The organism is Clostridium putrefaciens (assembly GCF_900461105.1).
Classification (GTDB): Bacteria; Bacillota; Clostridia; order Clostridiales; family Clostridiaceae; genus Clostridium_L; species Clostridium_L putrefaciens.
In genome coordinates, this window is sequence record NZ_UFWZ01000001.1 from 87,346 (window position 1) to 102,458 (window position 15,113).

At 35.8% G+C, this 15,113-nt stretch carries 9 protein-coding genes, 2 tRNA genes, 3 rRNA genes and 1 other RNA gene; 14 read left to right on the forward strand and 1 reads right to left on the reverse strand.

Annotated elements, in window-relative coordinates; all coding sequences use genetic code 11:
- Positions 1 to 65 precede the first annotated feature (65 nt).
- Positions 66 to 752 carry a TIGR00266 family protein gene (locus tag DY168_RS00385; RefSeq protein ID WP_115642358.1) on the reverse strand — a complete coding sequence of 229 codons (687 nt, stop codon included), beginning with the start codon at positions 750 to 752 and terminating at the stop codon, positions 66 to 68.
- A 338-nt stretch (positions 753 to 1,090) separates the two neighbouring features.
- Between DY168_RS00385 and DY168_RS00390 the strand changes: the two genes are divergently transcribed.
- The 14 genes from DY168_RS00390 to DY168_RS00455 all read left to right on the forward strand — a co-directional run bounded on the left by DY168_RS00390 (position 1,091) and on the right by DY168_RS00455 (position 15,026).
- A tRNA-Ser gene (locus tag DY168_RS00390) sits at positions 1,091 to 1,180 on the forward strand.
- 11 nt (positions 1,181 to 1,191) lie between these two features.
- Positions 1,192 to 1,457, forward strand: an RNA gene (ffs, locus tag DY168_RS00395) — signal recognition particle sRNA large type.
- Between the two features lie 147 nt (positions 1,458 to 1,604).
- The gene (locus tag DY168_RS00400) at positions 1,605 to 2,102 is read left to right on the forward strand and encodes a DUF2975 domain-containing protein (protein WP_115639982.1); all 498 of its coding nucleotides are present in this window, start codon (positions 1,605 to 1,607) and stop codon (positions 2,100 to 2,102) included.
- A 113-nt stretch (positions 2,103 to 2,215) separates the two neighbouring features.
- A complete protein-coding gene (locus tag DY168_RS00405) occupies positions 2,216 to 2,419 on the forward strand; it encodes a helix-turn-helix domain-containing protein (protein ID WP_104410708.1) in 204 nt (67 codons plus the stop codon).
- Between the two features lie 70 nt (positions 2,420 to 2,489).
- Entirely contained in the window at positions 2,490 to 4,421 is a 1,932-nt protein-coding gene (locus DY168_RS00410; protein WP_172556214.1) for a DUF4153 domain-containing protein, read from the forward strand.
- A 231-nt stretch (positions 4,422 to 4,652) separates the two neighbouring features.
- Complete coding sequence (gene dnaX, locus DY168_RS00415) at positions 4,653 to 6,281, forward strand: DNA polymerase III subunit gamma/tau (RefSeq protein WP_115639984.1); 1,629 nt, start codon at positions 4,653 to 4,655, stop codon at positions 6,279 to 6,281.
- A gap of 160 nt (positions 6,282 to 6,441) precedes the next feature.
- Positions 6,442 to 6,780 (forward strand): YbaB/EbfC family nucleoid-associated protein, encoded by a 339-nt coding sequence (locus DY168_RS00420; RefSeq protein WP_029451852.1) that lies wholly within the window; start codon positions 6,442 to 6,444, stop codon positions 6,778 to 6,780.
- A 146-nt stretch (positions 6,781 to 6,926) separates the two neighbouring features.
- A complete protein-coding gene (gene recR / locus DY168_RS00425) occupies positions 6,927 to 7,523 on the forward strand; it encodes a recombination mediator RecR (protein ID WP_029451853.1) in 597 nt (198 codons plus the stop codon).
- A gap of 277 nt (positions 7,524 to 7,800) precedes the next feature.
- Positions 7,801 to 8,052: a DUF2508 family protein gene (locus DY168_RS00430; RefSeq protein WP_115639985.1), complete on the forward strand. Its 252-nt coding sequence runs from the start codon at positions 7,801 to 7,803 to the stop codon at positions 8,050 to 8,052.
- 557 nt (positions 8,053 to 8,609) lie between these two features.
- A 16S ribosomal RNA gene (locus tag DY168_RS00435) occupies positions 8,610 to 10,121 on the forward strand.
- Positions 10,122 to 10,531: 410 nt separating this feature from the next.
- Positions 10,532 to 13,435 (forward strand): 23S ribosomal RNA (locus DY168_RS00440).
- Positions 13,436 to 13,490: 55 nt separating this feature from the next.
- A 5S ribosomal RNA gene (rrf, locus tag DY168_RS00445) occupies positions 13,491 to 13,607 on the forward strand.
- The 16S, 23S and 5S rRNA genes sit together here with 1 tRNA gene alongside, the layout of an rRNA operon.
- A gap of 10 nt (positions 13,608 to 13,617) precedes the next feature.
- Positions 13,618 to 13,692 (forward strand) — tRNA-Glu (locus DY168_RS00450).
- Positions 13,693 to 14,522: 830 nt separating this feature from the next.
- The gene (locus tag DY168_RS00455; protein WP_115639986.1) at positions 14,523 to 15,026 is read left to right on the forward strand and encodes an NAD(+) diphosphatase; all 504 of its coding nucleotides are present in this window, start codon (positions 14,523 to 14,525) and stop codon (positions 15,024 to 15,026) included.
- Positions 15,027 to 15,113: the final 87 nt, after the last annotated feature.

The following is a 15,113-nucleotide window of genomic DNA, read 5'->3' on the forward strand; positions in this document are numbered from 1 at the left end:
TCAGTTTTTATAAGTTCATTTTATCACTACATTATGTCTTATTCAACTAATTACGCTTAATTTTGTTAATTAGAACTTCCAGTATTAAAGTATCTAGAAATTTCTCCTGCTAAGTTTTGTATAGGCATAGTTTGTAGATATATCTTACCAGGACCTGTTAACACAGTTAGAAATAGACCCTCACCACCAAAGAATACATTTTTCATTCCTTTAACTGTTTCCACATCAAAATTCACTGAACTTTCAAAAGCAGCAACATTCCCAGTATCTACCTTCATAACTTCACCTGGAGATAGGTCATATTCTTCTACATGGCCATCTAGTTCTAAAAATACCATTCCAGGGCCTGTTATTTTTTGCAATATGAAACCTTCTCCACCAAAGAATCCAGCTCCTAGCTTCTTTTTGAAGAATGCATCTACTGAAATAGAAGAATCGCCTGCTAAGAAAGATCCCTTTTGACATATTATATATTCGTTAGCATATAGTTGTTTTGCTACAATTTTACCAGGAAAAGAGGATGGGAAAGCAATGAGACTATTGCTTACTCTAGATGTAAAGGTATTTAAAAATACAGACTCTCCCGAAAAGGCCCTAGCTATACCTTTAAAAATTCCACCTTTTATATTTGTATCCATAACAATATTATCAGACATCCATCCCATAGCTCCAGATTCAGATAAAATGGTTTCATTAGCATCTAGCCTACATATTACAACGGGTAAGGAGTTACCTTTAATTTCATAATTCATAAATTCGCTATCTATAAAGATAGCATTCACCTACCTTTTTTATATCTTTTATTTAATATATTATAACCTAGGTATATTATAAAGTAACTTAAAATATTAGAGATATTAATATATAATAAAAAGTATATAAGGATATAGTAAACTTAATAAAGGCAAAAGTTATTAAATATGAAACTTACATAAGATACTTAACTCAAATGATAATTAATATGCTATAAAATAATTAGTTTAATTGATACTTTTTATATTAAAAAAAATAATTTTAAAAACCTATTGAAATATGATATGTTTGATAGTATAATAACTGATGTAGCAATTAAACAAAATAAAACATATGTGGAGAGATGTCCGAGTGGCTTAAGGAGCACGCCTGGAAAGCGTGTGTAGGGGCAACTCTACCGAGGGTTCGAATCCCTCTCTCTCCGCCATTTTATTTTTGCCGTGCTAGATGGGGAGTTAGCGGTGCCCTATAACCTGCAATCCGCTACAGCAGGATTGAATTCCTCATTGCGGCTTATATCTTGTAAGGTCTGCCCTGTAAAAGTGGCGTTGATAGTTGGGTCCCACGCAATAAAAGCCCATGAAACCCGTCAGATTCGGAAGAAAGCAGCGGTAAGTGGATACTTTCATGTGCCGTGGATTAACCTGACTTGAGTTAACTATACAGGTAACGCTTATGAGGTTAAGTCAAGGTGAGGTGCACGGTTTACATAGTTTATTAGAAAGGCTTTAAGGCCTTTTTTTATTTTGTCCTAAATTAATATATATATTGATAACCGATAAAAAAGTATTGAAATACGCCTTGATAAGTGATACCATATAATTAGAAATTATATTTTGGAAGGTGATTTTATGAAATATTATGGTAAAGGGTCAATGTCTAGTGTTTTAAAGAAAACTCTAGATGTAATATTGATAGTAGGAGTAATTGCAACTATATTAATATTTAAAAGCGTGATTTTAGGTAAGGTTTCTGAGGAGATATCCATGAGTAAAAAGGTGCTTATAACAGTGCTTCTTGCTGTTGGTATTTGCTGTGTGTTTTTAATCGTATTTAACCTAATAAAGGTATTAAATTCATTAGTTAATTCTAATCCTTTTGTTGTATCAAATGTGATTATTTTAAAGAGGGTTTCTATGCAATGTTTTGCTATAGCTTTTTGTTATATCATTAACTTTATATTCAACTCAAATTTAAAGGAATTTCAATTTATTTACGTTGATAACAAAGGAGTTCATACGGATATGGAGTTTATAATATTCATATTTGCAGGGTGCTTTATATATATATTATCTAAAGTATTTCAACAAGCTATAGATTATAAGGATGAAAATGATTTTACTGTATAAAAGGTTGTATGTTAGATGAAAATGACTTTAATTTAGAAAGAAATATGTTTAGGATGAAGATTATCTTAAATGTAAAAGATTGATAAAGATCAGTATATGAAAGGAGAGTACCTATGGCTATAGTTGTTAATTTAGATGTTATGATGGCTAAAAGGAAGATATCCTTACAGGATTTGGCTCAAAGGGTTGGTATAACTAATGCAAATCTATCCATTTTGAAAAATGATAGAGCAAGAGCTGTAAGATTCTCTACCCTTGAGGCTATATGTAGAGAGCTTAATTGTCAGCCAGGAGATATATTAGAATATGTAGAATAACGAAATTCAATTATTATAAAGTGGCGTTATGTTAAGTTTTAAATATTAGGTAGAAATGAGGAGGGAAATAATGGCTGGTATAGTAGCTTTAATAATTAATGAAGATAAGGTTTTATTAAAAAATCAAATTGGTACAACTATTTTAAGACTTCCTATAATAAATGTTGCTAAAGATGAAGATGAAAAAGGTTCTTTAAATGAGTATTTAATATCAAATATAAGCAATGATGAAGAAGGATTACTTAAGATAGACCCTAATTTAGATATGCTTATGAATGGGTTTTCACTGTATTTAGTAGATTATAGTAATAAATCATCTTCTCTAAAAAAAGAGCTACCGGAAGGTTTAGTGTGGGAAGATATAAGCATTTTAGATAAGTTATGTGAACGAGATGTTTTGATTATAAAGGTTATTATAGAAAGTTGCATAAAGGTTAAATATAATTCCATAGGAATTTCTAGAATTGAAAATCGAATTAAACATAGTGAAAGGGGAAATAAATATTTAAGAAAAGTAAACTTATCAATATCGGATAAAAGGATAGATGAAGAGACTCCTATGAATTTAAAATTAAGAGCTCTGATGTTAAGTGTATTGGTAGGAATTATATACTTTATATTTTCTTTTCATAAAGGATACAAAACTTCATCTTACTTAGGTATATCTTATTTTATATTTGCATCTATGGTGCTAATATACTTTATTGCAATTAATGGTATAAGGAATAAGAATGGTTTATTTGGCTACTTTTTAATAGGTAGTAGTATGCTAGTAGCTCTAACCTTTGCTATTTATACAAATCCACTAATTAGAAGTTTAAATAGAATTTTTGTGCCATCTACACTAATAATGGGGTTTATGATTTTAAATTATAAAGATGTAGATTTTAACCTAGGAAATTTCATAAATGGTTTTTTAAAAAGAATATTTACACATAGTTTTAAAGGTATTACAAAGGTTCCTGATGTTACGTTTAAACTATTAAAAGGGAAGGCAATTAAAAAGGATAAAGAAGTATATAAGTCCATACTACAAGGGATACTTATATCTATACCTGTTATATTTTTACTTGGAAGCTTATTGTCTGGAGCAGATAATGTATTTGGATATTATATTAAGAATCTAAATGAAGCTGTTACTTTATTTAGAATAGGAGATTCCTTTTGGCAACTTATTTCTTCTATATTTGTTGCTGTTTATATATTTGGACTTATTTGGAGCTTTAGATATAAATTTAGAGATGAGTCTGACCAGTATTTTGAAAAGAAAACCATGGAACCAATAAAGATAATTACCTTGCTTATAATTATAAATATGCTTTATTTAGTTTTTACAAAGGTTCAAATAAGTTATTTATATGCTGGGGATGTGAAGCTCTTACCGGGAGGGTTATCTTACTCTGAGTATGCAAGAAAAGGATTCTTTGAATTAGTTATAGTTACTATTATAAATATGGTTTTAATATCCTTTCTTAAGGCGAAGGTTACAGAAGAAGATGAAAAGTTAAGTATTACATTAAATGTTTTATACACACTTATAGTAGGGTTTACACTAAATATGATGTTTTCAGCCTTTTATAAGATGAACATGTATGTGGAAGCCTTTGGATATACAAGACTTAGGATACTTGTACAATTATTCATAATACTTTTAGGGATAGTTATTATATTACAACTTATTCATATATGGATGAGGATTAGTATGTTTAAGCCCATTTTAGTTGTTGCTGTTATGTTTTATCTATTCATAAATTTCTTTAATATAGATGCATTTATAGCAAGAAAGAATATTGAAGTGTATAAGGATAAAGGAATGAATGAAAGCTATCTTAAGATATTATCTTTTGATGCATTAAAAGAAATGGATAAGGCTCTTGAAGATGGTAAGATAGATCGAATAACCTATAATAATTGGATTAAGGTTAATAAAGATAACTTGGACACTAATAATGATAAGTGGTATGAATATAATTATTATATAAAAGAGAGTAATAAAAGATAGTAAATGATGTTATTTTTAAGGCATTTTCAAAAGATAGGGGTAGATATACCGGCTACATTTTGAAGATGCCTTTAATGATATTCTAAGTAATATTATTAATATCAAAGGATGGCATTAATTTTACCTACTATATATACATAGTTTAGACTAATCACTACGATTTGTTGTATAATATTATTATAAGTGAAATGGTTATAAAAAGAAGAGGTTATAAAAGAAGAGGTGAAGTTATTGGCATACACGGCATTGTATAGAGAATGGAGACCTAGAACTTTTAGTGATGTTGTAGGGCAAGATCATATTAGTATTACCCTTAAGAATCAAATAAAGGGTGGTAGAATAGCTCATGCTTATTTATTTTGTGGTACAAGAGGAACTGGTAAGACATCTACAGCTAAGATAATGGCTAAGGCATTAAACTGCCTTGATTTAAAAGATGGGGAACCTTGCAACAAATGCGATATGTGCATTAAGATAAATAAGGGGCTTGCTATAGATGTGGTAGAACTTGATGCTGCTTCTAATAATAAAGTAGATAATATAAGGGATCTTATTGATGATGTTCAATATCCCCCACAGGAAGCTAAATACAAAGTTTACATAATGGATGAGGTCCATATGTTAACAGATGGTGCTGTAAATGCATTTCTAAAGACATTAGAAGAACCTCCTAAAAGAGTTGTATTTATATTAGCGACTACAGATCCACAAAAACTACCTATTACAATATTATCTAGATGCCAAAGATTTGATTTTAAAAGGATAAGATATGAAGAGATATCTTTAAGGCTAAGGAAGATAGTGGAGGAACAAGGGGTCTTTGCTGATGATGCTAGTTTAAATCTTATAGCTAAAATATCTGATGGAGCTATGAGAGATTCTTTAAGTATATTAGATCAAGCTATTTCCATGGGTAGTGGAAAGGTAGACTATGATGATTTAATTGCAATGTTAGGACTTGTTAGTAACGAAAACCTAATAACCCTTGCAGACTCTATTATAAATAAAGATATAGAAAAGGCCATAAGAACTATAGATGAGATAGTGTTAAGTGGTAAAGATGTTCATACGGCCATAAAGGATTTTATAAGTCATTTTAGAAATCTTCTTATGATGAAGGTTAGTAATAGCCCTGAAGAAGTTTTGGATATGTCTAAAGAGAGTATTTCTAACTTAAAGCTTCAAGGTGATAAAATAAGAATAGAAGAGATAATGAGATGTATAAGGATATTGCAAGAGGCAGAAGAAGAGTCTAAGTGGAGCAAACAGTCAAGGGTTTATTTAGAGCTTGCAGTGATAAAGATGTGCAAGATTGAATATGATACCTCAAAAGAGGTTATGTTAGCTAGGATAAATAAGTTAGAAGAGTTAATAAAACAAGGGAAGATAACCGTGGAATGTGAAAGTATAACTGCTCAAAATCTATCTAATTCTAATAAACAAAAAGCTAAAGCTTCTAACTCTTTACAAAATAAAAGTTCTAACGTAAGATCAGTTGAAAAGTTTAATGAAAATTCTACACTTACTATAGATGTAGTTAAAAATTCATGGAAAGATATATTGGAAACCATAAAAAACAAGAGACATATGGTGATATATGCATCCTTATTAACAGGGGCTCCTATAAGATGTAGAAATGGAGTAATAGAGATAGAGTATGGAAAGCAATATGCTTTTAATAAGCCAAGACTTGAGACTTTAGAAAATAGAAAGATAGTTGAAGAGATATTTTCAGAAAACTTAAAAGAAGTGGTAAAGGTTAAGTATATAATAGAAGAAGAAGTAAAAGAAGAAGATAGTAGAGAAAAGATTCTAATAGACACATTTGGTAAGGAGAATGTAGAGATTATAGATGAATAGGCTATTTAAGTAATAAGCTATTGTAAAAATTCATTGTATAATATAAAATAAAGTTAGTTTTAAAATAATTATTAAGTATAATCAATCACACTAATGAAATATAAAAATAAAATATTATTAAGTTATCAACTTTTTAGGTAAAATTAAGGAGGTTTTCATAATGGCAAAAGGCGGATTCCCAGGAATGGGTGGAGGAAATATGAATAGCTTATTAAAGCAAGCACAAAAGTTGCAACAACAAATGGAAGAGATGCAAAAGAGTTCAGAAACAAAAGAATTCGAAGTATCAGTTGGTGGTGGAGCAGTAGTTGCAAGAGCAAATGGTAAAAAGGAACTTATATCAATAGAAATAAAGCCAGAAGTAGTGGATCCAGAAGATGTAGAAATGCTTCAAGATTTGATATTGAGCGCATGTAATGAAGTAATAAGTAAAGCAGAAGAAGATACAGCAGAAAGTATGAAAAAACTAACTGGTGGACTTAACATACCAGGTATGTAACTATACAAGTAAAAATTAAAGTTATGTACAATACAATTTCAAATTAAAACAGTGTATTTTTAATATGTCTAAAGCTACTACTTTTAATATAGAGTAGTAGCTTTATTTTAGCAGTAGATAAAGGTAAATAAGGATGTGAATATAAAATGGAATCTTATCCAGTATCCATAGAAAAGCTTATAGAAGAATTTGCAAAGCTACCTAGTGTTGGATATAAAACAGCGCAAAGGCTTACCCTGCACATTTTAAATCTTCCAAAAGAAGAGGTAGAAGCATTTGCAGAAGCCTTGGTTAAGGCAAGAGGGACTATAAAGTATTGTAAGGTTTGTGGTAATTATACAGATACTGACCCGTGTGCTATTTGCAGAAATCCAAATAGAGATAAAAGCATAGTATGTGTAGTGGAGCAACCTAAGGATATAATGTCTTTAGAAAAGGTCAGAGAATTTAATGGATTATATCATGTATTACATGGCAATATATCACCTATGGCAGGAAGGGGACCTAATGATATAAATTTAAAGTCTTTAATTACTAGAATGAATGGGGAAGTAAAAGAAGTCATTGTAGCTACAAATCCTAACATAGAGGGTGAAGCTACAGCTATGTATATATCTAAGATATTAAAACCTTTAGAAGTTAAAGTAACAAGAATAGCTCATGGGATACCAGTAGGTGGAGATTTAGATTATGCAGATGAAGTTACATTGTCTAAAGCACTAGAGGGAAGGAGAGAGATATAAGATACAAGTGATTTGTATATTTTAAAAATAGAGGCATTAAACATTAGGAGTAATTTATGGATGATATTCATGAAGTACTCCTAATTTGTTTAAAGCCTTTTATATAATAAATATAATATATAATAAAGAGAAATTTAAGATATGAAATTAATTTTATATTTCTTAGCATTTTAACAAAAAGTAAATAAAAGTTAGAAGTTAAGTAAAAGTTGTTATAAAAATATTATTTATGTCAATAATGAATGTAAGTAGTTATGTTTATTAAAGGGGTGTATTTATGAAGGTTAATAAAAGGATATATACTAAAGAACAAATAGAAGTAATTCAAGCTTTAGAAGAAACTATAAACGAGCTAGAGACTGCAAGATGTATGTTTGAAAATGCTAACGATTCTAAGTTGATAGAAGTAGCTATATATTCAGAGCAGGCTATAAAGGCTAAATATGAATATTTACTATTTGAAGCTAGAAAATTAGATATAAAATTAGATGAAGAGATATTTTATTTAAGATTAAAATCTATATGCTAAGAATTAAAGATAGTAATAAGTAGATATATATTTTAATAAGGTGGAGGATATTCTACTCTCCTTTTAGCTAGAGAGTAGTTTATAGCTTGGGGTACAACCTATATATTATCGTTTTAGGGAATAGGTGCATTAATATAAAAGAAAACTATACCTAGTGTATCCATATAAGGATTATGAAGAAAGAATTAGATAGAATCATTATGTAAGGGTTAATTTGATATAATAGGCAATGTGGGTGATATACAATGCTAGTATAGATGGTATTCTATAAAAGTTCCTTAGCGGCAGAGAAAAAAACAAACACTTACTGCAAGGAATAAAGTTTCAAAAGTTAAAAAACAAGAATGAAAAAAACTTGTTGACAACTAAGAAAACAAATGATATACTTACAAAGTCGCTTCAGTAAAGAAGCACATGATCTTTGAAAATTGAACAGAAAAGATATACAAAGACCAGCAATTCTTTTGAATTATGTAATTGAGTAGATTAAACTGAGAATTTCTTTTGAAATTCACTCGGAAAGTCTTATGCCAAATCTTAGATTTGGAATATACTTTTAAATTGAGAGTTTGATCCTGGCTCAGGACGAACGCTGGCGGCGTGCTTAACACATGCAAGTCGAGCGAAGTTATTCCTTCGGGAATAACTTAGCGGCGGACGGGTGAGTAACACGTGGGTAACCTGCCTCATAGAGGGGGATAGCCTTCCGAAAGGAAGATTAATACCCCATAACATAGCATTATCGCATGATAAAGTTATTAAAGGAGTAATCCGCTATGAGATGGACCCGCGGCGCATTAGCTAGTTGGTGAGGTAACGGCTCACCAAGGCCACGATGCGTAGCCGACCTGAGAGGGTGATCGGCCACATTGGGACTGAGACACGGCCCAGACTCCTACGGGAGGCAGCAGTGGGGAATATTGCACAATGGGCGAAAGCCTGATGCAGCAACGCCGCGTGAGTGATGAAGGCCTTCGGGTCGTAAAGCTCTGTCTTCGGGGACGATAATGACGGTACCCGAGGAGGAAGCCACGGCTAACTACGTGCCAGCAGCCGCGGTAATACGTAGGTGGCAAGCGTTGTCCGGATTTACTGGGCGTAAAGGGAGCGTAGGCGGATACTTAAGTGGGATGTGAAATACCCGGGCTCAACCCGGGTGCTGCATTCCAAACTGGGTATCTAGAGTGTGGGAGAGGAAAGTGGAATTCCTAGTGTAGCGGTGAAATGCGTAGATATTAGGAAGAACACCAGTGGCGAAGGCGACTTTCTGGACCATAACTGACGCTGAGGCTCGAAAGCGTGGGGAGCAAACAGGATTAGATACCCTGGTAGTCCACGCCGTAAACGATGGATACTAGGTGTGGGGGATACCAATCCTCCGTGCCGTCGTTAACACACTAAGTATCCCGCCTGGGGAGTACGATCGCAAGATTAAAACTCAAAGGAATTGACGGGGGCCCGCACAAGCAGCGGAGCATGTGGTTTAATTCGAAGCAACGCGAAGAACCTTACCTAGACTTGACATCTCCTGAATTACCTGTAATTAGGGAAGCCCTTCGGGGCAGGAAGACAGGTGGTGCATGGTTGTCGTCAGCTCGTGTCGTGAGATGTTGGGTTAAGTCCCGCAACGAGCGCAACCCTTATTGTTAGTTGCTACCATTTAGTTGAGCACTCTAGCGAGACTGCCTGGGTTAACCAGGAGGAAGGTGGGGATGACGTCAAATCATCATGCCCCTTATGTCTAGGGCTACACACGTGCTACAATGGCGAGTACAACGAGACGCAATACCGCGAGGTGGAGCAAAACTCAAAAAACTCGTCCCAGTTCGGATTGTAGGCTGAAACTCGCCTACATGAAGCCGGAGTTGCTAGTAATCGCGAATCAGAATGTCGCGGTGAATACGTTCCCGGGCCTTGTACACACCGCCCGTCACACCATGAGAGTTGGCAATACCCGAAGTCCGTGTGCTAACGCGTAAGCGAGGCAGCGGCCGAAGGTAGGGTCAGCGATTGGGGTGAAGTCGTAACAAGGTAGCCGTAGGAGAACCTGCGGCTGGATCACCTCCTTTCTATGGAGAACTGTATTAAGATTATAGCTAGTCTATAACTCTTAATACTAGCTGGAATTTATCTTTCTGTTCAATTTTGAAAGATCAAGTATCTTTCATGAAAAAATAGCCGACCATCTCAAAATCGTAGATTTTGGATGTCCGCTTTTGTTCTTTGAAAACTGCATATGGTTTAAAAGCAAAGTAAAACTTTAAAAAGAAAAATCTTTTGTAAGATTGAAATGATAACTCATTGATTATTTACTAAGCTTTAATTGTATTTTAATATGATTAAACTTTTAAAAACTCTCTGAGTGAAGTTAGAACTGAGTAATACGAGGAAGCAACGAAGGAGGAGCGGAATTTACTAACGTAAATGAGCACCAGACTGAGGCAGCTAACGAAGTAATGCGAAGGTTATAACGAACGAAGGTCAAGCTACAAAGGGCACATGGCGAATGCCTTGGCATCAAGAGCCGACGAAGGACGCGATAAGCTGCGATAAGCTTCGGGTAGCCGCAAATAGGCTGTGAACCGAAGATTTCCGAATGAGGAAACTCACATGGGTAAACCCCATGTATTGTATACTGAATAAATAGGTATATAAGGGTACACCCAGGGAACTGAAACATCTAAGTACCTGGAGGAAGAGAAAGAAAATTCGATTTCCCGAGTAGCGGCGAGCGAAAAGGAAAGAGCCCAAACCAGAAATTTATTTCTGGGGTTGCGGACAGATCATTAACATGGCGGTATTTTAGTCGAATACAACTGGAAAGTTGAGCCACAGCGTGTAATAGCCACGTAGACGAAAGAAGAATGCCTAAGATCTGATCCAGAGTACCACGAGACACGTGAAACCTTGTGGGAAGCAGGGAGGACCACCTCCCAAGGCTAAATACTACTTGATGACCGATAGTGAAGAAGTACCGTGAGGGAAAGGTGAAAAGAACCCCGGAAGGGGAGTGAAATAGAACCTGAAACCGTGTGCCTACAACCGGTCAAAGCACCTTATGTGTGTGATGACGTGCTTTTTGTAGAACGAGCCAACGAGTTACGATATGTAGCGAGGTTAAGTACTTAAGGTACGGAGCCGAAGGGAAACCGAGTCTTAATAGGGCAAATAGTTGCATGTCGTAGACCCGAAACCGGGTGACCTATCCATGGCCAGGTTGAAGCAGAAGTAAAATTCTGTGGAGGACCGAACCAAATTGGTGTTGAAAAACCATGGGATGAGCTGTGGATAGCGGAGAAATTCCAATCGAACCCGGAGATAGCTGGTTCTCCTCGAAATAGCTTTAGGGCTAGCGTCGGATGTGAGTAGTGGAGGTAGAGCACTGAATGGGCTAGGGGCCGTATAGGTTACCAAACTCTATCAAACTCCGAATGCCACATACTATTAGTCCGGCAGTCAGACTGCGAGTGATAAGGCCCGTAGTCAAAAGGGAAACAGCCCAGACCATCAGCTAAGGTCCCAAAGTATAGATTAAGTGGAAAAGGATGTGGGATTTCAAAGACAACTAGGATGTTGGCTTAGAAGCAGCCACTCATTAAAAGAGTGCGTAATAGCTCACTAGTCGAGAGATCCCGCGCCGAAGATGTTCGGGGCTAAAATCTATCACCGAAGCTATGGGTGTACATTTATGTACGCGGTAGAGGAGCGTCCTGTACTGGCTGAAGTCGTACCGAAAGGAGCGGTGGACGGTACAGGAGTGAGAATGTTGGCATAAGTAGCGAGAACTAGGTGAGAATCCTAGTGGTCGAAAATCTAAGGTTTCCTGGGGAAGGTTCGTCCGCCCAGGGTTAGTCGGGACCTAAGCCGAGGCCGAAAGGCGTAGGCGATGGACAATCGGTTGATATTCCGATACCACTATGTAGCGTTATTACCAATGGGGTGACGCAGGAGGATAAGATGTGCTAGCTATTGGATGCTAGTCTAAGCACTTAGGGAGTCTGGATAGGAAAATCCGTTCAGGCAATTCTGAGGTGTGATGGGGAAGGTCATTTTGACCGAAGTATCTGATTCCACGCTGCCAAGAAAAGCCTCTAGGGAGCAAAGTAGTGCCCGTACCGCAAACCGACACAGGTAGATGAGGAGAGAATCCTAAGACCATCGGAAGAATTGCAGTTAAGGAACTCGGCAAATTGACCCCGTAACTTCGGGAGAAGGGGTGCCTACGCAAGTAGGCCGCAGAGAATAGGCCCAAGCAACTGTTTAGCAAAAACACAGGTCTCTGCTAAAGCGAAAGCTGAAGTATAGGGGCTGACGCCTGCCCGGTGCTGGAAGGTTAAGGGGAATGCTTAGCGTAAGCGAAGGTATGAACTTAAGCCCCAGTAAACGGCGGCCGTAACTATAACGGTCCTAAGGTAGCGAAATTCCTTGTCAGGTAAGTTCTGACCCGCACGAATGGCGTAATGACTTGGGCACTGTCTCAACTGCAAATCCGGCGAAATTGTAGTGCCAGTGAAGATGCTGGCTACCCGCGATTGGACGGAAAGACCCCGTAGAGCTTTACTGTAGCTTAGCATTGAATTTCGGTATTGTCTGTACAGGATAGGTGGGAGACTGAGAAACTGGGGCGTCAGCTTCAGTGGAGTCATCCTTGGGATACCACCCTGACAGTACTGAGGTTCTAACGGATACCCATGAAACTGGGTGCCGGACATTGTTAGGTGGGCAGTTTGACTGGGGCGGTCGCCTCCTAAAAAGTAACGGAGGCGCTCAAAGGTTCCCTCAGAACGGTCGGAAATCGTTCGAAGAGTGCAAAGGCAGAAGGGAGCCTGACTGCGACACCTACAAGTGGAGCAGGGACGAAAGTCGGACTTAGTGATCCGGTGGTACCTCGTGGGAGGGCCATCGCTCAACGGATAAAAGCTACCTCGGGGATAACAGGCTGATCTCCCCCAAGAGTCCACATCGACGGGGAGGTTTGGCACCTCGATGTCGGCTCGTCGCATCCTGGGGCTGAAGTAGGTCCCAAGGGTTGGGCTGTTCGCCCATTAAAGCGGCACGCGAGCTGGGTTCAGAACGTCGTGAGACAGTTCGGTCCCTATCCGTCGCGGGCGTAGGAAATTTGAGAGGAGCTGTCCCTAGTACGAGAGGACCGGGATGGACTGACCTCTGGTGTACCAGTTGTCACGCCAGTGGCATTGCTGGGTAGCTATGTCGGGACGGGATAAACGCTGAAAGCATCTAAGCGTGAAGCCCACCTCAAGATTAGATTTCCCATAGCAAAGGCTAGTAAGACCCCTTGAAGAACACGAGGTTGATAGGTCAGAGGTGTAAGTACAGTAATGTATTAAGCTGACTGATACTAATAGGTCGAGGGCTTGACCAAATTATTTTAAACCATATGCAGTTTTGAAAGAATAATTTCTTTCAAACAAAAAAGATCTGGTGATTATGGCTTAGTGGTAACACCCCTTCCCATTCCGAACAGGATGGTTAAGCACTAAAGCGCTGATGGTACTGCAAGGGAGGCCTTGTGGGAGAGTAAGTCGTCGCCGGATTATTTTTTTTGGCTCCTTGGTCAAGCGGTCAAGACACCACCCTTTCACGGTGGTATCAGGGGTTCGATTCCCCTAGGAGTCACCATTAAATTTAATCTATATTAATATAGATTAAATACTAAGAGAAATAAAAAAAGCTATCTTTAATAGATAGCTTTTTTTGTTTTAATATATTATAAATATGAGAGTTAATATATATAAATTACATTTGATATTTTGATATTAATCCACAGATAAATACATAACTTGATGTTATAAATGAAATAACCCACAAGAATATGAAAAGCTGTGGACTAATGCTGTGGGTAATGTGCATAACTTAATGCATTTTGTAGATATATAGTGAAAGTTAAGAATTTTAAGTTTGTAAGTATAACAATACATCTATATAATATAACTATATAAGTAAAGATAATAAATAAATAAATGTACATATATAGTAAAGAAAAAACAGATTATATACAACATATAGGTTTTATAATTTTAAAGTATTTCCATCAAAATATAAATGGATTTATAAGATTTTAGACAATTATGTTAACGGTAAGATTCTATGAATTCTTTACTAAAATAAAGTAATAATTATATGGCACTCAAAATATGGTATTTAATATATTAACAACTCTGTGGACAAAACCTGTGGATAATGTGCATAGTTTGGACAAGTTTCATATAAATATTGTATAAACGGTGGATAACCTTTGATTTTGATGAAATATTAAGGAGGATTATATGATTATAGATAAAAATATAAAAGTAGGAAGATTAATAAGAAGGCCTAATAGATTTCAAGCTTATGGATGAGGTATCTAACGTAGAATACTTTTTAGAGGTAAAAAGGGTTACATTAGAAGACTTTATAACTCTTAATAATAAGATAGAAATATTACTGTAAATTCTAAGGGGGATTTTTAAATGATATATAAGTTTTGTCCTATTTGTGGCTCTAAGTTAGAAGAAAGGAATAGCTGGGATGAAGGAAAAGTTCCTTATTGTAAAAGGGATGATAAGATGTTTTTTGATACTCCAACTCCTTGTATTATAGCAGCGGTTATAAGAGATGATAAAATACTTTTATTAAAGCAAAGTTACATATTTAAAAATTCAAAGGTTTTAGTATCGGGATATGTTACAAATGGAGAAACAGTAGAAGAAACTGTAAGAAGAGAGGTTAAAGAAGAAACAGGAATAAACGTCGGAGAAGTTAAATATTTAGGCAGTGATTACCTAGAAGCAAATGAAATAATAATGCTTACCTTCATGGCTAAGTATGAGTCAGGAGAAATAGAAAAGTCTGATGAGGTAGAATGGTTAGATTGGACTAAAATTGAAGATGCTATATGTGAGATGCCTGAAGATGAAATAGGTAAGAGAATAGTTAAAAAGGTTATCCGACACATAGATTATAAAGCGTATTAGGGTACCTATGGTTAAGTTATAAGACATTATGAAATGCAAGATTAAAACAATTTAACTACCACTTAGATAATTAAGGTTATTTAAGCG

What these genes read in the sequence shown, in the direction of transcription:
- DY168_RS00385 (WP_115642358.1), bottom strand. Translation starts at nt 752, where the DNA reads ATGAATTATGAAATTAAAGGTAACTCCTTACCCGTTGTAATATGTAGG.
- DY168_RS00400 (WP_115639982.1), top strand. Translation starts at nt 1,605, where the DNA reads ATGAAATATTATGGTAAAGGGTCAATGTCTAGTGTTTTAAAGAAAACT.
- DY168_RS00405 (WP_104410708.1), top strand. Translation starts at nt 2,216, where the DNA reads ATGGCTATAGTTGTTAATTTAGATGTTATGATGGCTAAAAGGAAGATA.
- DY168_RS00410 (WP_172556214.1), top strand. Translation starts at nt 2,490, where the DNA reads ATGGCTGGTATAGTAGCTTTAATAATTAATGAAGATAAGGTTTTATTA.
- DY168_RS00420 (WP_029451852.1), top strand. Translation starts at nt 6,442, where the DNA reads ATGGCAAAAGGCGGATTCCCAGGAATGGGTGGAGGAAATATGAATAGC.
- recR (WP_029451853.1), top strand. Translation starts at nt 6,927, where the DNA reads ATGGAATCTTATCCAGTATCCATAGAAAAGCTTATAGAAGAATTTGCA.
- DY168_RS00430 (WP_115639985.1), top strand. Translation starts at nt 7,801, where the DNA reads ATGAAGGTTAATAAAAGGATATATACTAAAGAACAAATAGAAGTAATT.
- DY168_RS00455 (WP_115639986.1), top strand. Translation starts at nt 14,523, where the DNA reads ATGATATATAAGTTTTGTCCTATTTGTGGCTCTAAGTTAGAAGAAAGG.